The sequence below is a fragment of the Gordonia otitidis genome (assembly GCF_020735545.1).
Lineage (GTDB): Bacteria > Actinomycetota > Actinomycetes > Mycobacteriales > Mycobacteriaceae > Gordonia > Gordonia otitidis.
This window is the reverse complement of record NZ_CP085974.1, coordinates 4,282,919-4,304,456: the sequence shown is the minus strand read 5'-3', so window position 1 is coordinate 4,304,456 and position 21,538 is coordinate 4,282,919. Positions and strand designations below refer to the sequence as shown.

The 21,538-nt window shown below is 66.9% G+C and carries 21 protein-coding genes; 7 read left to right on the top strand and 14 right to left on the bottom strand.

Going from position 1 to position 21,538, the window contains the following annotated elements; genetic code table 11:
- Positions 1-15: 15 nt before the first annotated feature.
- From LK459_RS19710 to LK459_RS19685, 6 genes are all read right to left on the bottom strand, one after another.
- The gene (locus LK459_RS19710) at positions 16-282 is read right to left on the bottom strand and encodes a hypothetical protein (RefSeq protein WP_007240047.1); all 267 of its coding nucleotides are present in this window, start codon (positions 280-282) and stop codon (positions 16-18) included.
- A complete protein-coding gene (hisH, locus tag LK459_RS19705; protein ID WP_227920205.1) occupies positions 279-920 on the bottom strand; it encodes an imidazole glycerol phosphate synthase subunit HisH in 642 nt (213 codons plus the stop codon). The genes LK459_RS19710 and hisH overlap by 4 nt, the downstream gene beginning before the upstream one ends.
- A 25-nt stretch (positions 921-945) precedes the next feature.
- Entirely contained in the window at positions 946-1,569 is a 624-nt protein-coding gene (gene hisB, locus LK459_RS19700; protein ID WP_007240049.1) for an imidazoleglycerol-phosphate dehydratase HisB, read from the bottom strand.
- Positions 1,566-2,714 carry a histidinol-phosphate transaminase gene (locus tag LK459_RS19695; RefSeq protein WP_007240050.1) on the bottom strand — a complete coding sequence of 383 codons (1,149 nt, stop codon included), beginning with the start codon at positions 2,712-2,714 and terminating at the stop codon, positions 1,566-1,568. The genes hisB and LK459_RS19695 overlap by 4 nt, the downstream gene beginning before the upstream one ends.
- Positions 2,711-4,048 (bottom strand): histidinol dehydrogenase, encoded by a 1,338-nt coding sequence (hisD, locus tag LK459_RS19690; RefSeq protein ID WP_007240051.1) that lies wholly within the window; start codon positions 4,046-4,048, stop codon positions 2,711-2,713. Before hisD ends, LK459_RS19695 begins: the two co-directional genes overlap by 4 nt.
- Before the next feature lie 386 nt (positions 4,049-4,434).
- Entirely contained in the window at positions 4,435-4,611 is a 177-nt protein-coding gene (locus LK459_RS19685; RefSeq protein ID WP_169315825.1) for a hypothetical protein, read from the bottom strand.
- Between the two features lie 328 nt (positions 4,612-4,939).
- Here LK459_RS19685 and LK459_RS19680 point away from each other — a divergent pair, with 328 nt between their 5' ends.
- The 3 genes from LK459_RS19680 (at position 4,940) to LK459_RS19670 (ending at position 9,505) form a co-directional block, all read left to right on the top strand.
- Positions 4,940-6,589, top strand: a complete 1,650-nt coding sequence (locus LK459_RS19680; protein ID WP_227920203.1) for an HNH endonuclease signature motif containing protein — start codon at positions 4,940-4,942, stop codon at positions 6,587-6,589.
- A gap of 306 nt (positions 6,590-6,895) precedes the next feature.
- Positions 6,896-7,408, top strand: a complete 513-nt coding sequence (locus LK459_RS19675) for a MarR family winged helix-turn-helix transcriptional regulator (protein ID WP_227920202.1) — start codon at positions 6,896-6,898, stop codon at positions 7,406-7,408.
- Between the two features lie 411 nt (positions 7,409-7,819).
- A complete protein-coding gene (locus LK459_RS19670) occupies positions 7,820-9,505 on the top strand; it encodes an MDR family MFS transporter (RefSeq protein WP_227923895.1) in 1,686 nt (561 codons plus the stop codon).
- A 145-nt stretch (positions 9,506-9,650) separates the two neighbouring features.
- On the opposite strand, the gene nadC is transcribed toward LK459_RS19670, so the two are convergent.
- On the bottom strand, positions 9,651-10,547 hold the full coding sequence (gene nadC / locus LK459_RS19665) for a carboxylating nicotinate-nucleotide diphosphorylase (RefSeq protein ID WP_227920201.1): 897 nt from the start codon (positions 10,545-10,547) through the stop codon (positions 9,651-9,653).
- A 4-nt stretch (positions 10,548-10,551) separates the two neighbouring features.
- A complete protein-coding gene (nadA, locus tag LK459_RS19660; RefSeq protein WP_227920200.1) occupies positions 10,552-11,610 on the bottom strand; it encodes a quinolinate synthase NadA in 1,059 nt (352 codons plus the stop codon).
- A gap of 228 nt (positions 11,611-11,838) precedes the next feature.
- Here nadA and LK459_RS19655 point away from each other — a divergent pair, with 228 nt between their 5' ends.
- Positions 11,839-12,345, top strand: a complete 507-nt coding sequence (locus LK459_RS19655) for a response regulator transcription factor (RefSeq protein WP_227920199.1) — start codon at positions 11,839-11,841, stop codon at positions 12,343-12,345.
- Between the two features lie 61 nt (positions 12,346-12,406).
- The gene (locus LK459_RS19650; RefSeq protein ID WP_227920198.1) at positions 12,407-13,147 is read left to right on the top strand and encodes an NUDIX hydrolase; all 741 of its coding nucleotides are present in this window, start codon (positions 12,407-12,409) and stop codon (positions 13,145-13,147) included.
- On the opposite strand, the gene LK459_RS19645 is transcribed toward LK459_RS19650, so the two are convergent.
- From LK459_RS19645 to LK459_RS19620, 6 genes are all read right to left on the bottom strand, one after another.
- Positions 13,131-13,754: a DUF2567 domain-containing protein gene (locus tag LK459_RS19645; protein ID WP_227920197.1), complete on the bottom strand. Its 624-nt coding sequence runs from the start codon at positions 13,752-13,754 to the stop codon at positions 13,131-13,133. The genes LK459_RS19650 and LK459_RS19645 overlap by 17 nt on opposite strands.
- Positions 13,751-14,026, bottom strand: coding sequence for a biotin synthase auxiliary protein BsaP (bsaP, locus tag LK459_RS19640; RefSeq protein ID WP_227920196.1), 276 nt, complete (start codon positions 14,024-14,026; stop codon positions 13,751-13,753). The genes LK459_RS19645 and bsaP overlap by 4 nt, the downstream gene beginning before the upstream one ends.
- 75 nt (positions 14,027-14,101) lie before the next feature.
- A complete protein-coding gene (gene bioB / locus LK459_RS19635) occupies positions 14,102-15,175 on the bottom strand; it encodes a biotin synthase BioB (RefSeq protein ID WP_227920195.1) in 1,074 nt (357 codons plus the stop codon).
- Positions 15,172-15,930, bottom strand: a complete 759-nt coding sequence (gene bioD, locus LK459_RS19630; RefSeq protein ID WP_227920194.1) for a dethiobiotin synthase — start codon at positions 15,928-15,930, stop codon at positions 15,172-15,174. Before bioD ends, bioB begins: the two co-directional genes overlap by 4 nt.
- On the bottom strand, positions 15,927-17,162 hold the full coding sequence (locus LK459_RS19625; RefSeq protein WP_227920193.1) for an 8-amino-7-oxononanoate synthase: 1,236 nt from the start codon (positions 17,160-17,162) through the stop codon (positions 15,927-15,929). The genes bioD and LK459_RS19625 overlap by 4 nt, the downstream gene beginning before the upstream one ends.
- Positions 17,159-18,460 carry an adenosylmethionine--8-amino-7-oxononanoate transaminase gene (locus LK459_RS19620; RefSeq protein WP_227920191.1) on the bottom strand — a complete coding sequence of 434 codons (1,302 nt, stop codon included), beginning with the start codon at positions 18,458-18,460 and terminating at the stop codon, positions 17,159-17,161. The genes LK459_RS19625 and LK459_RS19620 overlap by 4 nt, the downstream gene beginning before the upstream one ends.
- A gap of 121 nt (positions 18,461-18,581) precedes the next feature.
- Here LK459_RS19620 and LK459_RS19615 point away from each other — a divergent pair, with 121 nt between their 5' ends.
- Positions 18,582-19,157 carry a TetR family transcriptional regulator gene (locus tag LK459_RS19615; protein ID WP_227920190.1) on the top strand — a complete coding sequence of 192 codons (576 nt, stop codon included), beginning with the start codon at positions 18,582-18,584 and terminating at the stop codon, positions 19,155-19,157.
- Between the two features lie 170 nt (positions 19,158-19,327).
- Positions 19,328-21,526, top strand: a complete 2,199-nt coding sequence (locus tag LK459_RS19610; protein ID WP_227920188.1) for an acyltransferase family protein — start codon at positions 19,328-19,330, stop codon at positions 21,524-21,526.
- The last annotated feature ends 12 nt before the right edge of the window (positions 21,527-21,538 follow it).

Genomic DNA, 21,538 nt, shown 5'->3' with positions numbered 1-21,538 from the left:
TCGCCCGACAGCGGGTCAAGGATTCGAGATGCCCTCGTCCAGATCACGGACCCTGCGCTCGTAGGAGCCGATGATCCGCCGTGCTATCCAGCCGATCACCGCGATCATGGCGATCACCACGATCAGCGCTGCGACGAGACCTGCCACCGGTGACCAGTGTGCCAGCGCCAGGATGATGGGCGTACCGACCACCAGCACCAACACACCCGACCCCAACACGAGCGTCACGAATCGCCCGTAGGAGAAGTGCGGCCGTTGCGGTGTCCCGCCTGATCCGGTCATCCGATACTCCCCACCCAGTTTCGGAGCAACTCGGCACCCGCGTCCCCGGATTTCTCCGGATGGAACTGGGTGGCACTGAGCGCGCCGTTCTCGACCGCCGCCAGAAACCGACTCCCGTGCTGCGCCCAGGTCAGCATCGGGGCGGCCAGGGGCGATCCGACGTTGTCCATCTCCCAGGACTGTGCCGCGTACGAGTGCACGAAGTAGAAGCGGGTGTCCGCGTCGATCCCGGTGAAAAGCGTGGAGTCGGCGGGTGCCTCGACGGTGTTCCATCCCATGTGCGGCAGGACGGGGGCGTCGAGTCGCGACACCGTGCCCGGCCACTCGCCGCAACCGTCGGCTTCCACACCGAACTCGACGCCGCGCTCGAACAGGATCTGCATGCCGACGCAGATGCCGAGAACCGGACGTCCACCCGCGAGACGCCTGCCGATGATCCGATCGCCCTTCACCGCGCGCAGCCCTTCCATACATGCGGCGAACGCACCGACACCGGGCACGACGAGCCCCTCGGCCTCGAGCGCGGTCGTGAAGTCGCTCGTCACGGTGACGTCGGCGCCCGTGCGTTCCAGCGCACGCTGCGCCGAGCGGAGATTGCCCGACCCGTAGTCGAGAACGACGACGTTCCGCGCGCTCACTGGGCCGCTCCCTGGTTCGCCGCGATCACAGTGCTCCCTTGGTGGACGGCACTCCACTCACTCTCGGGTCGGCTTCGGTGGCAGCGCGCAGTGCGCGGGCGACGGCCTTGAACTCCGCCTCGGTGATGTGGTGTTGGTCGCGGCCGTACAGCACCCGGACGTGCAGCGCGATACGCGCATTGAGCGCAATGGATTCGAAGACGTGTCGATTGATGACCGTCGAATACGGGACACCCGGGTAGCCCCCGATCACCGCCGTCAGCATGTGTTCGGGTTCGCCGGTGTGCACACAGTAGGGCCGGCCGGAGACGTCGACGACGGCGTGGGCAAGTGTCTCGTCCATCGGGATGTACGAGTCACCGAAGCGTCGAATGCCCTTCTTGTCGCCGAGTGCCTGACCGAGCGCCTGCCCGAGCACGATCGCGGTGTCCTCGATGGTGTGGTGTCCCTCGACCTCGATGTCCCCCTTCGCCTCGACCGTGAGATCGAAGCTGCCGTGCGCACCGAATGCCGTCAGCATGTGGTCGAAGAACGGGATGCCCGTCGAGATGGCGGTCGTGCCGGTGCCGTCGAGATTGAGTTCGACGACGATCGACGACTCCTTCGTCGTGCGTTCGACGCGCGCGATCCGCGGTGCCGGGGTGGTCACTGTGTGTTCTCCAGATCTGTGGTGGCAAGTCTTCTGCTGACGTCGAGGAACGCGTCGTTCTCCTCGACCAAACCGATCGTGACACGCAGGTGCCCGGGAATTCCGACATCGCGGATCAACACGCCGTCGTCGAGGTACCGCTGCCACGAGGCCGGGGCGTCGGCGAAGCGTCCGAAGAGCACGAAGTTCGCGTCGGAGTCCACGACGTCGAAACCGGCTTTCTCCAGTTCGGCGACAACACGTTTGCGCTCGGCGATGATCTCGGCGACCCCGCCGAGTGTTTCTTCACTGTGGCGGAGGGCCGCACGCGCCGCGGCTTGTGTCAGCACCGAGAGGTGATACGGCAGACGCACCAACTGCAGCGCGTCGACGATCGCGGGAGACGCCGCGAGATACCCCAGCCGCCCGCCCGCGAAGGCGAACGCCTTGCTCATGGTCCGGCTGACCACGACCTTCGCCGGAAACTCGTCGATCAGCTCCACCGCACTGGGCTGTTCGGAGAACTCTCCGTATGCCTCGTCGACGATCACGATGCCCGGAGCGGCGTCGACGATTGCACGCAGTCCCTCGTTCGGGATCGACGCGCCGGTCGGGTTGTTGGGCGACGTCACGAAGACGACGTCGGGGCGTCGCGCGGTGATCTCCCCAACCGCGTGGTCGATATCGAGGGAGAAGTCGGCGTTCCGTTTCGCCTCGAGCCAGGTGGTGTCGGTGCCGTCGGAGATGATCGGGTGCATCGAGTAGCTGGGCACGAAGCCGACCGCGCTACGGCCAGGACCGCCGAAGGCCATCAGGAGCTGCTGCAGGATCTCGTTGGAACCGTTTGCCGCCCAAAGGTTCTCGACGCCGAGATACGTACCGGTCGCTGCCGTCAGGTACGCGGCGAGATCGGTACGCAGGGCGACGGCGTCGCGGTCGGGGTAACGGTGCAGATCAGCTGCAGCCGCCCTGGCGGCTTCGGCGACGTCGGCGATCAGCTCGGCCGAGGGCGGGTGTGGGTTCTCGTTGGTGTTGAGAACGACCGGAACCTTCAGTTGCGGTGCACCGTAAGCGGTTTTGCCACGCAGATTGTCGCGGATCGGGAGATCATCGACCGTCACCGAGGTGCCCGGGATCGACGCGCTGGGGGCGTTCGTGGGCGTCACTTCGTTGCCTCGACGCCGCCTGCGGCGAATCGACGGGTGATTGCATCACCGTGCGCCGGGAGATCCTCGGCCTGGGCGAGGGTGACGACCTGTGCGGAGACGTCTCGAAGGGCGTCCTCGTCGTAGTCGATGACGTGCACGCCGCGAAGGAAGGTCTGCACCGACAGTCCCGATGCGAAGCGCGCCGAACCCGACGTCGGCAGAACGTGATTCGAGCCGGCGCAGTAGTCGCCGAGACTGACCGGCGCGAAATCACCGACGAAGATGGCACCGGCGTTGTGCACGCGGTCGGCCACACGCGCCGCATCGCGGGTCTGTATCTCGAGGTGTTCGGCCGCGTAGGCGTCGACCACGGCGAGACCTGCGTCGATGTCGTCGACCAACACGACGCCCGACTGCTTGCCGCTGAGTGCGGTGGTGACGCGTTCGCGGTGTTTGGTTTCGGACACCTGGCGATCGAGCTCTGCGTCGACGGCGTCGGCGAGTTCGACGCTGTCGGTCACCAGCACCGAGGCCGCGAGAACGTCGTGCTCGGCCTGACTGATGAGGTCGGCTGCGACGAAGGACGCGTTGGCAGTGTTGTCGGCGAGTATGGCGATCTCGGTGGGACCAGCCTCGGCGTCGATGCCGACGAGTCCGCGGCACAGGCGCTTGGCTGCCGTGACATAGATGTTTCCGGGACCGGTGATGAGGTCGACGGGGTCGAGAACGGCACCGTCTGTGTCGACGCCACCGTAGGTCAGCAGCGCCACACCCTGCGCGCCGCCGACCGCCCACACCTCGTCGACGCCGAGAAGAGCACACGCCGCAAGGATGGTCGGGTGTGGCCATCCCCCGAAGTCCTTCTGCGGAGGCGATGCGACGACGAGTGAGCCGACACCGGCTTCCTGGGCGGGCACGACGTTCATGATCACCGAGGACGGATAGACCGCGTTGCCGCCGGGGACATAAAGGCCGACACGACGAACAGGAATCCACTTCTCGCTGACCGCTCCCCCGTCGACGACCTGTGTGCGGGTCGTCGTGCGCCGCTGATCGGCGTGCACGAGGCGGGCGCGAGTGATCGATTCGCGGAGCGCGTCGGCGACGGCGGGATCGAGCTGTTCGAGGGCATCGGAGATCACGGCCGCGGGGACCCGAACGCTCGACGGACGCACGCCGTCGAACTTCTCGCCATACTCCAGTGCCGCCTCGACGCCGCGGTCGGCGATCGCATGCACCACCGGCGCCACCGTGTCCAGAACGGCGTTGACGTCGGTGCCCCCACGGGGCAACGCGCGACGCAGCTCAGCGAGCGTCGGCGAGCTACCGCGTAGGTCGGTTCGGGCGAGCATGGGTGTCTCCTGATCGGTCGGGTTTACCTGTCAAGGATATGTGTCGGCACCACTGCTTTCCGAATGCGGTCCGCCCGGCCTCGGGTGACGCGACCCTCGCAGGGCCACCGCGCAGTCCCTCTCACAGCGCTCGAATCCCGGAGGAGCAGCCGGGCTGCCGGTTTTCGAGCCTCCCCACTGGCGTGGATCCCCGAGCGACCCTACCGCTGCGGGCGGGCCGCATACGACAACAAAACGACTACTCAGGACTCCGCGCTCGAACGCGCCGACACCGCCGTGCACCACGCCGAAAGCCCACAGCGGACAACAGATTTCACGTCTGCTCAGCCAGCCACTGACCCACCGCCGCCATCACGCTGACGCATGAGGTCTTTTCAGCTGATGACCTACTCGACCGGCCGGCGTGCGGTCATGTCGGCAACTGTCGCACCGATGAGAACGAGACCGAATCCAGCCAACGCTACAACCAGCCACGTCGGAAGCGGTACGAGGAAAATGATCACGAGCACCGCGATGGCAACAAAGAGCAAACGAGCCGCGGCGCCGAGCGGATGCGTTCGCATACCCACCAGGCTAACGCCGAGATCGACGGGATGGAGAGATTGACGGGATGACGAACGCACGCCCGCCGGTCACACCAGGTCGGTTCCATCCAGCTCCTGGTAGCGCGTCACCGATGTCCGCACAGGTTGCGGCGGAACATGTCGGTGGCGTCGACTAGTGTCGAACACACATTCGATCAAGGCGATCCAGAGGGTGGGGGTGACACGACATGAGTAGCGCGCACGACAGCGGCAACGACGGTTCGGGCGTCGATGAAACGTCGTGTGCACCAGCCCTGTTGGATGCTGGCGGGTTGGTTCTGCGGTGGTGGGGTCGGCGGATGCTCGGGTGGCGGATGTGTTGTCGCGGTTGGCGTCGGTGGTTGATGAGTTGGCCGGCTGTGATGTGTCGCAGCTCTCGGATGCGGGTGTGGTGGAAGCGGCCGCGGTGGCCGAGCGGTTGGCGCGGCGGACGGCTGCGGCGGTGACTGATCGGCTGGTGGTGGAGGCGTCGGATCGCAATCTGCCGCGCTCGCTCGGGTACCGCGATGTGCGGGACTTTCTCGCCCACCGGCTGGGTGTCGGCGACCCGGCGGCGCGACATCGACTCATCGCAGCAACCGGCTCGTTCACCTCGATTGTGGGTGAGAAAGGCGATCCGCAGTGTCCGACGTTGGCGCGTCACTGGGGGCAGGGGCTGATCGCACCCGCTCGCGCGCGGGCGGTGCTCGAAGTACTCGATCAGATCCCGCATCAGATCCCGGCCGACGTGCGCGCGGCAGCGGAAGCGCAGATGGCTGGCTATGGCGTCGACTTCACGCCGAAGGAGATCACCAATCTGGGTACCCGGTTGATGGCGCATCTGGATCCCGATGGGACGGTCACCGACGACACCGACCGCAAACGGCGTCGCCGGTTGTGGGTGAACCGGCAGGGCGCGGACCTGATGTCGCGGTTGACTGCTGATCTCGATCCGGCGACCCGCGCCCGCCTGGATGTGGTGTTAGATGCGTGGGCGAAACCCGGCATGAACAATCCCGACGACGACACCTCCCCGGTCGGGCCGGTGGGAGATGCTGACGCCGAACTGGTGGCGCAGGCCGCCGCGCGTGATCAGCGGTCGCAAGCCCAACGCAACCATGACGCCGTATCAGCGTTGCTGTCGCAGGTTGTCGATGCCGGTGTGCTCGGCCGCTCGCATCGGGGACTGCCGATCCAGGTCATCGCCACCACCACACTGGCCGAATTGGAGGCGCACGCCGGGGTGGCGCGGACCGCGTCGGGCACCCTGCTACCGATCCCCGATCTGATCTCGATGGCCACCCACTCGACGAGCGGGGGGCAACCATTCCTGGCGGTATTCGCCGAGCACACCAGCGTGCCCTTGTATTTGGGGCGGTCGAAACGGTTAGCCTCGCCAGGTCAGCGGTTGGCGTTGTTCGCTGCCGAGGGTGGCGGCGTGTGTTCAGCACCCGGCTGTACCCAGCCGGCATCGCGGGTCGCGATCCACCACGCCGCCAAGGACTGGGCCCAGGGTGGGTGCACCGACATCGACCAACTGGCACCGGCCTGCGACATGCACAATTCACGGGTGGGTCCGCGCCCTGGTCAGTACACGACCCGCATCATCACCGACGGCCCCGATACCGGGCGTGTCGCGTGGCGGCTGAACGCCGCCCCCGGCATGCCGCCCAATCCCGAACACATCAACCGGGCTGCGGATGTGGCCGCCGACTTCCGCGATTATCTCGCCACCACGAGCACCGACCACGTGACAGACGACACGATGGCGTCAGTCACCCGACTCGTCCCCCGCGACACACGCGGCGCACCGCCAACCAGCGTGATCGACCACCGACTACACACCCTGCTGGGCGCCATGACTGCGCCGGATCACCACGACCGCGACATACGCGACCGTGACAAACGCGTCGACATCACCTGGCACCCGCCCGGCCACCCCGACCACGGCCACGAACCCGACCCACTCGCAGCCTGAGCGCCACCGGGCCGAGCAGGCGAGAACCACCAGCACCGGCTCACCCCGCCACCACACCAGGTCGCGGGGCAGGAGTCGTGGCAGTCCAGGAGCGGGGCGGGCCAGGAGCGGCGGGCCAGGAGCGGGGCAGGCCAGGAGCGGGGCAGGCCAGGAGCGGGGCAGGCCGGGAGCCGATTGTTGAGCAGGAGCGGATGGTGAGAAGGCGAGGCGCACCGACCGATCGCTTCGAATCCTGAGCCAGGAAGAGACGCGCGGTACTGTGTGCCGCATCATCCGCCGAACCACGAGGAACAGGACCATCCGCAGATGGGCGACGCTCGCTCCGATCACCCCGTGAACACCGATCACCCGCTGGACCCCGATTTCTCCGACGACCCGATCACCGCACTCGAGAACGGTTTCGCGGACCTCATGCGCCAGGGTCGCATCCGACTCCGTACGCGCGCTCGTGCGGTCGATCCCCGGCTCGACCCGTCGACATATCCGCTGATCGCGATGCTCGCGCATGCGAACGGATCGCTCCCCGTCTCCACCCTCGTCTCACAACTCGGCCTCGAGAAGTCGACGGTGAGCAGGCAGATCGACGCCATCGTCCGGCTCGGCCTCGCCGAGCGACATGCCGACCCGCACGACGCACGCGCACGCCAGGTGTCACTCACGCCCGCCGGTCGCCAGCGCGTCGAACGTGTCACCGCGGCCGCTGTCGCCGACTGGCGTGCGCGGCTGTCCGAATGGGACCCCGACGAGATCCGAACGCTGACCTCGCTACTCAACCGCCTGCTCGTCGAGGACGCAGAGTTCGACACCGATTCCGACTAGGACTCCTCTCCACGCCCACCGCACCCTGCCGGCAACCATCACCACAACGGCCGATCACCACACCGGCCAATCATTACAGCGGCACATCACCACGCGGGCATGTTCACTGCGGGCCGATCACCACAGCGAGCAGCGTCACAGCGAAGATCTTCGCGAACCCGGGAATACTCGAGATAGTTGCGCGTTACAACTATCGATGGCTATAGTTGCGATATTCAACTAACTGGTGTGGATGTCGCTTCTGTGCCAGCCGGTCGGTCGGCTATCTCAGCCCTATCCCGAACTCTTTCCCGCGCGGTGGACCGCGCGGGATCAGCCACTACCGCAGGAGGTTCTCCCATGTCGCGATCCGCTACGCGGAACTCGGCGCAGGCCGCTACGCGGGAGGTCACTCCCGCAGCGGATGCACCGATGACGCACCGACAGAAACTCGAAGCACTCATCGGTCTGCTCCTGGGCATGTTCGTCGCATTCCTCTCCTCGACGATCGTGTCCAACGCACTCCCCGTCATCATCACGGATCTGCACGGAACGCAGGGCCAGTACACCTGGGTGGTGACCGCCACACTGTTGGCGTCCACCGCCACAACACCCCTCTGGGGCAAACTCTCCGACCTGATCAGCAAGAAGATCCTGGTCCAGGCGTCGCTCACTCTGTTCACGCTCGGTTCGGTCCTCGCAGGACTCTCCCAGTCCGTGGGCATGCTCATCGGATTCCGTGTCATCCAGGGTCTTGGTCTCGGCGGACTGCAGGCGCTGGTCGTCATCGTGATCGCCTCGATGTTCAGCCCGCGTGAGCGCGGCCGCTACCAGGGCCCGATCGCCGCGGTGATGTCGATCGCGACCGTCGCGGGACCGCTGATCGGCGGCGTCATCGTCGACACCAGTTGGCTCGGCTGGCGCTGGACCTTCTACGTCTGCGTCCCGCTCGCTGTCATCGCGCTGCTCGTGATCCAGCGGACACTCAACCTCCCGACAGTCCGCAAGAACGTTCACATCGACTACCTCGGCGCCTTCCTGATCGCCGCGGGTGTGAGCACCTTGCTCATCTGGGTCACCCTCGCCGGCGACAGCTTCGGCTGGACCTCGGGAATGTCATTCGGCCTCGTCGCTCTCGGAGTGGTCCTGATCGCAGCCGCACTGTTCGTCGAGTCGCGTGCCAAGGACCCGATCATCCCGCTGCGCCTCTTCCGCGACCGCACCATCGCCTTGGCCACCCTGGCCAGCGTCTCGGTGGGTGTCGCACTCTTCGGCGGTGCAGTGTTCCTCGGTCAGTATTTCCAGATCGCGCGCGGCCACTCCCCGACGGCTGCCGGCCTGCTGATGCTGCCGATGATCCTGGGCTCGATGATCGCAGCCACCGTGTCCGGCGCCCTGATCACCCGCTTCGGTCGCTGGAAGGCATACCTGGTCGCCGGTGCGGCGATGATGACACTGGGCTTCGGCCTGCTGTCGACCATCGACGCCCACACCGACATGGTCGTCATCGGAGCGTTCCTGTTCATCCTCGGCCTCGGCATGGGTATGACGATGCAGAACCTCGTGTTGGCAGTTCAGAACAACGTTTCCCCCGACGATCTCGGATCGGCGACCTCGACGGTCACCTTCTTCCGATCACTCGGCGGCGCCGCAGGCGTGTCGGTACTCGGCGCAGTACTGGCAACCCACGTGACCGATCTGATCGCGAAGGGGCTCAACGCCCTCGGCATCAACCCGTCGCAGACCGGCGGCACGGCGGCCGGACTGTCGAACCTCAACGACCTGCCCAAGCCGATCGCCGACATCGTGCGCGGCGCATACGGCGACGGCACGGCACGCATCTTCCTCATCGCGGGGATCATGGCCGCCATCAGCTTCGTCGCGATCCTCTTCATCAAGGAGGTCGCACTCAAGACGCAGAGCTTCGACGACCAGCGCGCCGCAGCCGTCCGCGAGGAGATCGTTGAGACCGCCGCTCCGGCAGCCGCAGGCATCCAGTCGGTCGACCTCGACGAGGAGTTCGCCGATCTCGTCGAGCGCACCGATGTTGCGGAGCCGACCGTCGCCGTCCACGGAGACACCGGCGCCGGCCACGGTCGTCACGAACGATCCGAGTGATCCTGGCAGCGTGACCACGGCGCGGTACCGACCGAAGCCGTTGGCCGAAAACACAATTCAATAGCAGGCGTCGAACACGACGCGCTGAACACACTGTGGCCCACAGGCTTCGACCTGTGGGCCACAGTGCTGTGCGGGTGTCGGCTCAGAGCGGGATGTCGAGACCGAGATCGAGCGCGGTCACCGAATGCGTCAGCGCCCCAACAGCCAGATAGTCGACGCCGGTGCGGGCGTAGTCGGCGGCCTGGTCGATCGTGAGACCGCCGGATGATTCGAGCTTGGTCTGCGGCGATCGGTTGTTCCGTCGGGACACCGCCATCTGGGTGGCCCAGAGCTCGAAGTTGTCGAGTAGCACGAGTTGGGGTGCGAGTGCCAGCACTTCGTCGAGCTGTTCGAGCGAGTCCACTTCCACCTCGACCGGCAGGTCGGGGGCGGCCGCACGTACCGCGGTCAGTGCCGCGCTCACGGAGCCTGCCGCCGCGACGTGGTTGTCCTTGATCAACGCGGCGTCACCGAGTCCCATGCGGTGGTTCACACCGCCACCTGCGCGCACAGCGTATTTCTGCAGATACCGCATCCCGGGCAGTGTCTTGCGTGAATCGCGAATCCTCGCGTCGGTGCCTGCCACCGCGTCGACCCAGCGCGCTGTCGCGGTGGCGATCCCCGACAGGTGACACACCAGATTGAGCGCTGTCCGCTCGGCCGTGAGCAAGGCTGCAGTGGGCGCGCGCAGAGCGAGGACGACGTCGCCAGGGGCAATCCGCGTGCCGTCGGCCACCGATGCTGTCACCTCGTAGGCTCCCGCGCCGACCACCTCGTCGAGGACTGCCAGCACCGCAGGGAGTCCCGCGATCACGCCGTCGGCGCGGCTGACGATCGCGGCGTCGACCGTGGCGTTCGGCGCAACCGTTGCGGCGCTCGTGACGTCGGGGCCGTAGCGGAGATCCTCGTCGAGCGCGGTCCTGATCAGGGTGCGCACCTCGTCGGTGACGACGAGGTCGAGTTGCTCGGCCGCCTCCTGCTGGCCGACGAACGCGCTCACCGAGTCACTCACCCGACCCGGGATTGCCGATCGCGATCATCCGCTCGACACTCTGACGTGCACGCTCGGCGACGTCGTCGGCGACGAACACCTCATCGCGGCCCTCACGGAGCGCGCGCAGCAATGCCGCGGGCGTGATCATCTTCATGTAGGGGCACGACGCGCGGTCGTTGACGGCCTGGAAGTCGACCCCGGGCGCGGCCTTGCGCAGCTGGTGCAGCATGCCGATCTCGGTGGCGACGAGAACCTGCGCGGCCCCTGTCTGGCGTGCGGCGTCGATCATTCCGCCCGTCGACAGGATCTTGACGCGGTCGTTGGGGACCGCACCCTCGCCCGCGAGGTAGAGCGCCGATGTCGCACAACCACATTCAGGGTGGATGAACAGATCGGCGTCTGGGTGCGAGTTCGCCTGTTCGGTCAGCTCGTCACCGTTGATGCCGGCGTGCACGTGGCACTCGCCTGCCCAGATGTGGATGTTGTCGCGGCCGGTCTCACGCTTGACGTGCGCACCGAGGAACTGGTCCGGAAGGAACAGCACGTCGCGCTCGGGATCGATGGAGGCCACCACATCCACCGCATTCGACGACGTGCAGCAGATGTCGGTCAGGCCCTTCACCTCTGCTGTGGTGTTGACGTACGAGACCACGACCGCGTCGGGAAACTCCTGCTTCCACTCTCGCAGTTCGTCCGCGGTGATCGAGTCGGCGAGTGAGCACCCAGCCCTCGCGTCGGGGATCAACACCCGCTTCTCGGGACTCAGGATCTTGGCCGTTTCGGCCATGAAGTGGACACCGCAGAACACGATCTCGTCGGAGTCGACCTCGGCCGCGATCCGCGACAACGCAAGGGAGTCCCCGACATGGTCTGCAACATCTTGAATCGCCGGTAATTCATAGTTATGTGCGAGTAGTGTGGCGTTGCGCGCACGCGCTAGTCGACGAACCTCTTCTGCCCACGCCGCGGTCGGCTCCACGCCGGTGAACCCACTGGGGCCGTCTGTCCACACCGCGTCGAACAGACCAGGTTCGGGGACCGCTACCGGACGGTCGCTCGTGATGCTCATGGGGGTGACTCCTTCAAGCTGCGACCGGAGAACGCTGTTCGTACTCCGAGACAGGTTTTCGACTGTTGGTCGAAAACATCTGAATCGTAGCACTCCGTCCGGTGGGTACCGTCGGTACTCCGATTCGAGTAGCGCACTACGCGTTCCTGGGGTCGCCTGCGGCAATAGCGTCGAAGAGGTCAGCGACAACACCGCCACTGCTCGACAAGAATCACAGGAGATAGACCGATGACCTCCACGATTGGCCCCCGCGCCGGTGAAGACTCCGCCTCCGCATCCAACCTCCCACTCGCGATCGCACCGTCGATACCCGTGCGCAGATCATCGTTCTCCACCCCGCTTGAAGCAGTCCGACGGCGCCAGGAGGCACTCGAGCGTCTCGCCGCACGCCGCATCGTGACCGCGCCCCCCGCGACCGAACGCCCCGTCGTCCATCCCCACCTGCGCTCCGTCGCGCCCGCTCCGGCCCAGCCCGACAATGCGCCCGCTGGTACCGACAGCGGTCATCCGCGGGTGTTGCTCACCAGCCGGGAGGTCGAGGTGCTGCGTACCTGGCTGCTCACCGACTCCAAGTCGGTGGCCGCATCGAGATTGGTGATCTCCGTGGGGACGGTGAACACCCATCTGGCGCGCATCCGGGCGAAGTATGCAGACGCCGGTCGACCCGCACGCACGAAGGCGTCGTTGGTCGCCCGCGCGATCCAGGACGGACTGATCAGGCTCGACGAACTCTGATTCGTGTGCCCGGCTCGGCGCTCCGCCGTGGCAGAGCGGAGGGAGCCCTAGAATCGAGCGCATGCCCGCGCCGATGTCAGACCGCTCCGATGTCGCCGAGTCGGAGCAGCATCGCAAGGACGACGACACCGCGCGCGTGGAAGTGCTCAGCGCGGTCTTCCAGGTCCGACGTCCGACTCCCGATGCCGAGCCCGTGCTGTGCGTGCTGCTGTGGCGGCAGGACGAGAATCAGCCGTTAGCACTTCCGGGCGGCGGTGTGGTCACCGACGAATCCCTGTCGGAGACCGCCCGCCGTCAACTCGCCGAGACGATGGACATCCGCAAGGTCGCCCACCTCGAGCAGTTGTCGGTGTTCTCGGCGCCGGATCGGGTGCCCGGTGGTCGCACGATCGCCTCGACCTATCTCGGGCTGGTGCCCGCCGATGCCCCCGCACGGCTACCCGACTCCGCGTCGTGGCATCCGGTGGATTCGCTCGGCGAGCTGGCACACGATCACGCGGACATCATCGCGTCGGGGCGTCGACGACTGGCGGGAAAACTCTCGTACACGAATATCGCGTTCGCACTCGCCCCGGCCCGGTTCCCGATGTCGGAACTCTCCGAAATCTATTGCGCCGCATTGGGTTACCCTGTCGACACGACTAACCTACTGAGGATTCTGAGTCGACGTGGCGTCGTCGTCGCCACCGGAACCGTCGGACGGACCGGGCGCACGGGCGGCCGTCCACCTGCGCTGTACGCCTTCGCCGACAACGAGTTGCGGGTCACCGACGAGTTCGCGACCCTCAAACCCCCGCCGTGAGTGGCTGCTGCGGCAGGTCGTCGACTCCGTCACCGACGCCGAGATCGGCGTCGCTGGTGGCGAGCGCACACACCAGGTAGACAAGACTCAGGGCCAACGGTGCGCAGATGAGCAGAATCCACGGCGCCGAGAATCCGTTGCGCGTCGCACCGTCGAGTACGAGATCAGGAACCAGACGAAACGTCTGCCCCATCGACACCTCATGCGGGTCCGGGAAGTGCAGTTCGGCGACCCATGTGCCGATCGCGCCCGCGATTGCGGTGCCGACCACCGTCGTCACGAACGTGACCGCATAACCGATCAGTCCGCGCCAGTACCGGGACGCGAACCAGGCCAGCAAGGCCGCGATCGCCCCATACGCCAGCATCCAGGACGCGAAGGCCGCAACGCCCGCGAACTCCTCACCGAGCTGTTCGGCGGGCACCGCCGCACCGTCCGGCGTGACGGTCCCGGTCACAGCGGGGGTCGTGACCGCCCACACCGCGCCGAACACGGCACCGAGTAACAGCACGACGGCTCCGACGGCGACGAGCGGCGCGACCGAATGGCGGCGCGGACGTGACGTCCTAGCGAATCCCGGAGCAACCGATGCGCTGCTCGCCGTCATCGTCGTCCCACGTGTGACGAATCGACGTCGCCGTGGCGGGAGCAACGGGCGTCCCAGCCGTCGGGACGCACCTGTACGACCATTCGCCGACCGCACTGACCACAGAACCGCGGGGGCTCGAGACCGAGTCGAGCCGCCGCGGGCACCGCGTCGGACGACTGGAGGTCGAGCTCGATGCCCGTGTACACGCCGTACCGGCACGGTTCGTCGAGCGGACCGGGAATGTCGATGGCGTGTGCCACGTGGGGGTCGACCGTGGGTGTCGGGGTCATCGGCATCCTCTCACCGTGTGGTTCATCGAGTTCGAGTATGCACGCCACTCACCCGGGCGTACTCGAGTGTGGCCATCAGATGCTGTCGTTGAGCGCCTTGATGGGCATCGACAGATCGTGCAGGAGGTCGAGGTCGTCCTCGGCCGGCCTGCCGAGCGTGGTCAGGTAGTTGCCGACGATGACCGCGTTGATGCCACCGAGAATGCCCTGCTTGGCACCGAGGTCGCCGAGTGTGATCTCGCGCCCGCCCGCGAAACGCAGAATCGTCCTGGGCAACGCGAGCCGGAACGCAGCGACGGCCTTGAGCGCCTCACTCGCCGGCAGCACGTCGAGGTCACCGAACGGAGTCCCCGGGCGCGGGTTGAGGAAGTTGAGCGGGACCTCGTCGGGTTCGAGGGCTGCGAGGTCGGCAGCGAACTCAGCCCGTTGCTCCAGCGACTCGCCCATACCGAGAATTCCGCCACAGCAGACCTCCATACCCGCGTCGCGCACCATGCGCAGCGTGTCCCAACGCTCTTCCCACGTGTGCGTCGTGACGACGTTCGGAAAGTGGCTACGGGCGGTTTCGAGGTTGTGGTTGTAGCGGTGAACGCCCATGTCCCGCAACTGGTCCACCTGCTCCTGGGTGAGCATGCCGAGGCTGCACGCGATCTGGATGTCGACCTCGTTGCGAATGGCCTCGATTCCCGCGGCGACCTGGGACAGCAGCCGCTTGTCTGGGCCACGTACCGCCGCGACGATGCAGAACTCGGTCGCGCCGGTCTTCGCGGTCTGTTTCGCGGCCTCCACCAACGAGGGGATGTCGATCCACGCGCTGCGTACCGGCGACGCGAACAATCCCGACTGCGAGCAGAAGTGGCAGTCCTCCGGGCAGCCGCCGGTCTTGAGCGAGATGATCCCCTCGACCTCGACCTCCGGTCCGCACCATCGCATCCGGACATCGTGCGCGAGCTGCAGCAGCTCGGTGAGTCGATCGTCGGACAGTCGCAACACCTCGAGGACCTGGTCGCGGTCGAGTGGCTCACCGCGCTCGAGAACCCGGGTACGCGCAATCGCGAGGATGTCGGCGGTGGCAGCGGGTGCCTGGTCAGCAGTGGATGCCTGGTCGGCAGGGGGTGTGATCGTGGGATCGACGGGGGCCTGTGTCATGCGTGAACTCCTTCGATGGGCTGATCGGCCGTGCGGGTCTCGGCCGTGGGACGAGCGACGAGATTCGCGAGGAAGCCTGGGTCGAACCAGGTGGGTGCGGCGGTGCGGAACCGGTGAGCAGCGAGGCTCCCCACCCCTTGGGGGATGACTCCGACAAGCGGAACGCCCGTCAGACGGGGCAGGTCGTCCCGATTGCAGCGCATGGCGAGGTCGGGATCGTCGGGCCACGAACCGATGACGAGACCTGCCGGACGAATTCCCCTGGCGCGCAATGCCTCGACGGTCAGCTCCGCATGGTTGAGGGCACCCAGACCGGCAGGCGTGACCACGAGTGCAGCAGCGCCAAGGGCATCGGCGACGTCGAGTGCGGTCAGGTCGGTGCCCAGCCGCACCATGACACCTCCCGCACCCTCGACGAGGGTCAGGTCGTGTGTCCCGGTGAGCTCGGTCACGGAGTCGACGACGGTCGCGAGTTCGAGCTGCGCGAGTCCGGCTCGCGTCGCCGCGGTCTCCGGGGCGAGCGGCGCGGGATACCGGGCGCACTCGGTGACGTCGACCTCGCCGACCAAGGCGGCGATGGCCGCGAGGTCGCCCGGCTCTCCCGCGTCGACACCCGTCTGTGCGGGTTTGCACACCGCCACGCTCTTCCCGCCCGCACTGCAGGCCGCTGCGAGCGCCGCGGTGACGATCGTCTTGCCGACGTCCGTCGACGTTCCGGTGACCAGCAGTACATCGCCGCCCGTCGACGAGTTCATCGGACACCTCCCCCGTGCACGACGGAACGCGTCGCAAGTGCTTCTCCGACGACCTGCGCCGCATGGTCCACAGTGGCGTCGTCGAGATCGGCACGAACGGTCAGACGCAGTCGCGACGTGCCTGCCGGTACCGACGGCGGGCGGAAGCAGCCGACGAGTACACCCCGGTCCCGACACCGCGCAGCGGCCTCCACCGCGGGCTGCGGATCACCGACGATGCGCGAGATGACCGCGGCAGCCGGGACGGGCGCGTCGAGGCTGTGGGCCATCCGTATGGCGTTGTGGCGCAGCCGCTCCGGCAGTTCCGGCTGTGCGCGCAACACGCCGAGAGCCGCGCGAGCCGCGCCGACCGCCGCTGGATTGAGTCCGGTGTCGAAGATGAACGTGCGCGCGACGTCGACCAGGTGCTCACGGATCTCACCCGAGCCGAGCACGACGCCACCCTGCGCACCAAGGGATTTGGAGCACACCGCGGTCACCACCAGGTCGCGCGCCCCCGAGAGCTTCGATTCGGCGACGACACCGCGTCCGCCGGGGCCGCGCACCCCGAGCGCATGCGCTTCGTCGACGAGCAGCACAGCATTGTGCTCACGGGCCGTGCGATAGAGCTGCCCGACCGGCGCAGGCTCGCCATCGACGGAGTAGACGGAGTCGGTGACAACCAACGCACGCGATTCGGCGCGGTTACGTAACGCCGCCGCGACGGCGTCGACGTCGCCCCGATCGACCACGACCACCCGCGCCCGGGACAGTCGACAGCCGTCGATCAGCGAGGCGTGGGTGCCCGTGTCGGACACGATGAGGTCACCGCGCCCGGCAAGCGCGGTGATGGCACCGACATTCGCGAGATAACCGGAGGAAAAGCAGAGCGCAGCGTCGAAACCGAGGAAATCAGCGATCTCTTCCTCGAAATCGATGTGCAGGCGCGTGGTCCCCGCGACCAGGCGCGAGGCCGTCGAACCTGCACCGAAGGAGTCCAGAGCCGCGTGGGCGCCCGCGATCACCGCCGGATGTGTGGACAGTCCGAGGTAGTCGTTGGATGCGAGGTTGAGAAGGGGGGCGTCGACGTCGCGGACGTGCGGAACGCGATGCAGCCCTGCCGCATAGCGCGCGGCGGCGGCCTCGCCCAGCCAGTCCAGCGCCGAGGCGTCGTCTGCGACCGGGTGACGTGTCGCGCGCACCACGTCCCCGGCGCAGAATGCGCGAGGCCCGGCGACGGTCTCCCGGGTCATCGGCCGCCTCCCACGCCTGCCAGTTGCGGACACAGGGCTTCGACGGCCGCGACGATTCCCGCGCAGATGGTCTCGACGTCGGCGTCGGTACACACCAGCGGCGGCATGGTGTAGACGAGGTTGCGGAACGGACGCACCCAGACACCTGCGGCGACAGCGGCATCCGTGGCCACGGCGACGTCGACCTCGTCGTCGAGTTCGACGACGCCGATCGCACCGCACGTGCGGACGTCACGCACGCCTGCGACGTCGATCAGCGGAGCGAGACCTCGCGCCAGCGCATCGGAGATGTCGGCAACGCGACGTCGCCACGGGCTTTGGAGCAGTAGTTCCGTGGATGCGACCGCGACCGCGCATGCGAGCGGATTGGCCATGAACGTGGGGCCGTGAGCGAGGCCGCCCGCCTCCCCCACGCTGATCGTCTCCGCGATCGCGGTGGTGCACAGTGTCGCAGCCAGCGTCATGTATCCGCCGGTCAACGCCTTGCCGACGCACATGATGTCCGGCGAGACGGACGCGTGGTCGGCCGCGAAGAGTTCGCCGGTACGCCCGAAGCCGGTGGCGATCTCGTCGAAGATCAACAGCACGTTCTGTTCGTCGCAGATGCGACGGAGCTCGCCGAGATATGCGGGATCGTGGAATCGCATTCCGCCTGCACCCTGGACCAGCGGTTCGACGATGACGGCCGCCAATGCGTCGCGCTGCCCGACGACCGCGGCCTCGACGGCGTCGACGTACGCGGGATCGAAGTCGGCCGGTGGCCTCGGCACGAACACCTGGTCGGCGAGAACCCCTCGCCACATCGCGTGCATACCCCCGTCGGGGTCGCAGACGCTCATCGGGGTGAACGTGTCGCCGTGGTACCCGCCGCGCCAGGTCAACAGTCGGGTACGGCCGGGCTCACCGCGGCTGCGCCAGTACTGGAGTGCCATCTTGACCGCGACCTCGACGGAGACCGACCCCGAATCGCAGAAGAAGACCTTCTGTAATGGTTCCGGTGTGATGTCGGCGAGTAGTTGCGCGAGTCTGGCAGCCGGTTCATGGGTCAGGCCGCCGAACATGACGTGACTCATGGAGTCGAGTTGTTCGCGTACCGCCGCGTCGAGTACCGGATGACGATAGCCGTGGATGGCTGCCCACCATGAGCTCATACCGTCGACGACGGAGGTTCCGTCGCCCAGCGTCAGCCGCACCCCCTCGGCACCGCGGACGACTCGAGGCGTCGTCGACGACGGCATCGCACCGTAGGGATGCCAGATGTGCGCGGCGTCGATGCGGCTGATCTCGGCTGCGTCCATGTGGTGCGATCCTCCTCGCCGGGTCCGGAGCGTCCTGGACACCGTCCAGGATTTCCTGAACACTGTACAGGGTGCGGGGCGATGCCACGGAGCGGTTCCGCAGCCCCGATACCCTGTCGTCGTGAGCAACAACCGCGCCGACGTCCTGCGCGCCGCGCGCGGCATCCTGACCGAGCACAGCCTGGCCGACCTCTCGATGCGCAGACTGGCGAGCGAGGTCGGCGTCCGCCCCAACGCGCTGTACTGGCATTTCCCCAACAAGCAGTCGCTGCTCGCTGCGCTCGCCGACGACATTCTCGGCGACATCGGCCCGACGGATTCCGATCAGTCGTGGGATGGGCGACTCGGCGCCATCGCAGTCGGGATGCGGGCGGCACTGCTCGCCGTCCCCGACAGTGCCGAGGTCGTCTCGTCGGCCTGGGCGAGCGGACTGGCGACGCGCACGGTCGCCGACGACCTGACCGACGTCGCAATCTCCGGAGGTCTCACCGCACGCGATGCCCGCGGTGTCGCGACGGCGATCTGCCAGCTGATCATCGGACTCACCATCGAGGAGCAAACCCGCGCCCAGATGGAGCGGCTGGGGGTCATCGGACCGTCGGGACGCGACTTCGCAGCAGAATTCGACGACGCGCTCGGTGTGTTGCTCGACGGCGCCAGGCAGCGGGCGCACGTGGACGACGCCCGATGCAGCTGACTGGGCCCGGTGCAGTGCACCGTGTGTCGGACAGGTCGGAATGGGTTTTTCGCAGGCTGGGCGGGTAACCTCCTACCCGGAGTACGGCGTGCGCCGTCCACCTCGAAGTGTGGATCGGTCGGCGACGCCGACTCATCCAGCCCCCCGACACGGAAGCAAGCACGACCGACGTGGCAGCCCCAACCCAAGTGGTGACGACCCCTGCTCGGAACGAGCCCGTCCCGCCCCTCCCCGCGTACCGCACCGACCTCGACGGACTACGCGGGATCGCGATCATGCTGGTCGCCTGCTTCCACATCTGGTTCGGACGGGTCTCGGGCGGCGTCGACGTCTTCCTGGCACTCTCGGGCTACTTCTTCATCGGCTCGTTGTTGCGCCACGCGATCAACAGTCAGGCGTCACACGTCACCTTCATCGAGGCGCTAAATCCGTGGCCACGACTGAAGCGTCTGCTCCGTCGGCTGCTGCCGGCCCTGTTCACCGTTCTCGTGGCGGTTGCGGTGCTCACCGTCATCGTGTTGCCGCAGACCCGCTGGCTCAACATCGGCAGAGAGTTGCGCGCGTCGGCGCTGTACTACCAGAACTGGTACCTGGCGCTGAATTCACAGGACTATCTCGCGGCGAGTTCGGCGAACAGCCCGCTGCAGCACATCTGGTCGATGTCGGTCCAGGGACAGTTCTTCGTCGGCACCCTTTTCATGGCCGTGATCGCGACGGGGGTCATCAAACTCCTCTCGTCGATCATCAGGCCGATCGCACGGCCGCAGACGATCCGCGTCATCGTCGGGATCTCACTGCTGGCGATCGCCGCCGTGTCGTTCTACTGGGCGCACATGCGGATGGGCGTCAACCAACAGTGGAACTACTACGACACGCTTTCTCGTCTGTGGGAGCCGTTGGCCGGCGGCCTGCTGGCGATCTGGTTGCCACGCTGGCGCGTGCCGCGCTGGTTGCGCAACGGTGCGGCGCTGATCGCACTTGCCCTCATCGTGACGTGTGGGTGGTGGATCGACGGCGTCGATTCCTACCCGGGCCCGTGGGCGCTGGTGCCGGTCGGATCGACGCTCGTCATCATCTGGGCGGGCGCCACAGCACTCGAGCGGCCCCGCGCCCACGAGGTCATCGATCAATCGCAGCCCGCGGTCAGCCGTGCTCTCGCCGGCCGGGTCCCGGTGTGGCTCGGCACTATCGCCTACTCGTTGTACCTGTGGCACTGGCCGCTGCTGATCTTCTACCTGACGTGGCGCGACAAGAACCACGCCAATGTGATCGAGGGCATCGGTCTCCTCGCGGTGTCCATCGGTCTGGCGTGGCTGACCAAGCGCTACATCGAAGACCCGCTGCGCGGCGGCGACCGGTCGACACTCGCGCGCGGCGATCGACGAGGTCGCTCTCGACTGCTGAGTTACACGTCGGTCGTGGCCACCGTGTTGGTGGTGGCATCGATCGGGGTGGCCGTCGGCGTCAACCTCTGGGATCGCCATGTCGCCAACACCGTCGTCAACACCGCGAATCTCGATCCACACTCCTACCCCGGCGCGCGGGCACTGCTCAACGGCTGGCCGGTACCGGCACTCGACCCGCAGCCGACACCGCTCGCCGTGCTGGGCGACTTCCCCGAGACCTCGACGCAGGGATTCATGAGTTCGTTCGAGGATCCCGCGATCCACGTCGGCGTCTACGGCGACCCCAACGCCACCCGCACCATCGCCCTCGCGGGCGGCTCCCATGCCGAATTCTGGATCACCGCGCTCGACGAATTGGGCAAACGCAACCACTTCAAGGTCACCACCTACCTCAAGATGGGCTGTCCGCTCTCGACCGAACTCGTACCCAAGCAACGCGGCGTGCCCTATCCGCAATGCCACGACTGGGTGCAACGGGTAATGGCCAAGGTGATCGCGGACAAGCCCGATGCCGTGTTCACCAACTCGACCCGCCCGCGGGACTTCCAGGCGGGCGACTGGATGCCCGACGACTACAAGCCGATCTTCACCCAGTTCATGGACGCGGGCATCCCCGTGCTCGGAATGCGCGACACGCCGTGGCCGATGGGCCCGACGGGCGCGCTCGACACCCCGACGTGTCTGTCCAACGGTGGAACCGCCTCCGAGTGCGGCTCCGAACGAGCGCGCGTCCTCTCACCCACCGACCCCGCGCAGCCATTCGCCGCCGACAAGCCACTGTTCCACCCGCTCGACGTCTCGAACGGCATCTGCACACCGACGGAATGCCCAGCGATCGTCGGCAACATCATCGTGTACAAGGACTGGCATCATCTCAGCGCGACCTACGTGCGCAGCCTGACAGACGAGGTCGGACGCCAGCTCGCCGCCGCACTGCCCTGGACGGGAGCGTCACACCCCTAGGGCTCCGAGATG

Coding starts and splice junctions, on each gene's coding strand:
- LK459_RS19710 (WP_007240047.1), bottom strand. CDS start 282: ATGACCGGATCAGGCGGGACACCGCAACGGCCGCACTTCTCCTACGGG.
- hisD (WP_007240051.1), bottom strand. CDS start 4,048: ATGCTCGCCCGAACCGACCTACGCGGTAGCTCGCCGACGCTCGCTGAG.
- LK459_RS19685 (WP_169315825.1), bottom strand. CDS start 4,611: ATGCGAACGCATCCGCTCGGCGCCGCGGCTCGTTTGCTCTTTGTTGCC.
- LK459_RS19675 (WP_227920202.1), top strand. CDS start 6,896: ATGGGCGACGCTCGCTCCGATCACCCCGTGAACACCGATCACCCGCTG.
- LK459_RS19670 (WP_227923895.1), top strand. CDS start 7,820: ATGACGCACCGACAGAAACTCGAAGCACTCATCGGTCTGCTCCTGGGC.
- nadA (WP_227920200.1), bottom strand. CDS start 11,610: ATGAGCATCACGAGCGACCGTCCGGTAGCGGTCCCCGAACCTGGTCTG.
- LK459_RS19655 (WP_227920199.1), top strand. CDS start 11,839: ATGACCTCCACGATTGGCCCCCGCGCCGGTGAAGACTCCGCCTCCGCA.
- LK459_RS19650 (WP_227920198.1), top strand. CDS start 12,407: ATGCCCGCGCCGATGTCAGACCGCTCCGATGTCGCCGAGTCGGAGCAG.
- LK459_RS19645 (WP_227920197.1), bottom strand. CDS start 13,754: ATGACGGCGAGCAGCGCATCGGTTGCTCCGGGATTCGCTAGGACGTCA.
- bsaP (WP_227920196.1), bottom strand. CDS start 14,026: ATGACCCCGACACCCACGGTCGACCCCCACGTGGCACACGCCATCGAC.
- bioB (WP_227920195.1), bottom strand. CDS start 15,175: ATGACACAGGCCCCCGTCGATCCCACGATCACACCCCCTGCCGACCAG.
- bioD (WP_227920194.1), bottom strand. CDS start 15,930: ATGAACTCGTCGACGGGCGGCGATGTACTGCTGGTCACCGGAACGTCG.
- LK459_RS19625 (WP_227920193.1), bottom strand. CDS start 17,162: ATGACCCGGGAGACCGTCGCCGGGCCTCGCGCATTCTGCGCCGGGGAC.
- LK459_RS19620 (WP_227920191.1), bottom strand. CDS start 18,460: ATGGACGCAGCCGAGATCAGCCGCATCGACGCCGCGCACATCTGGCAT.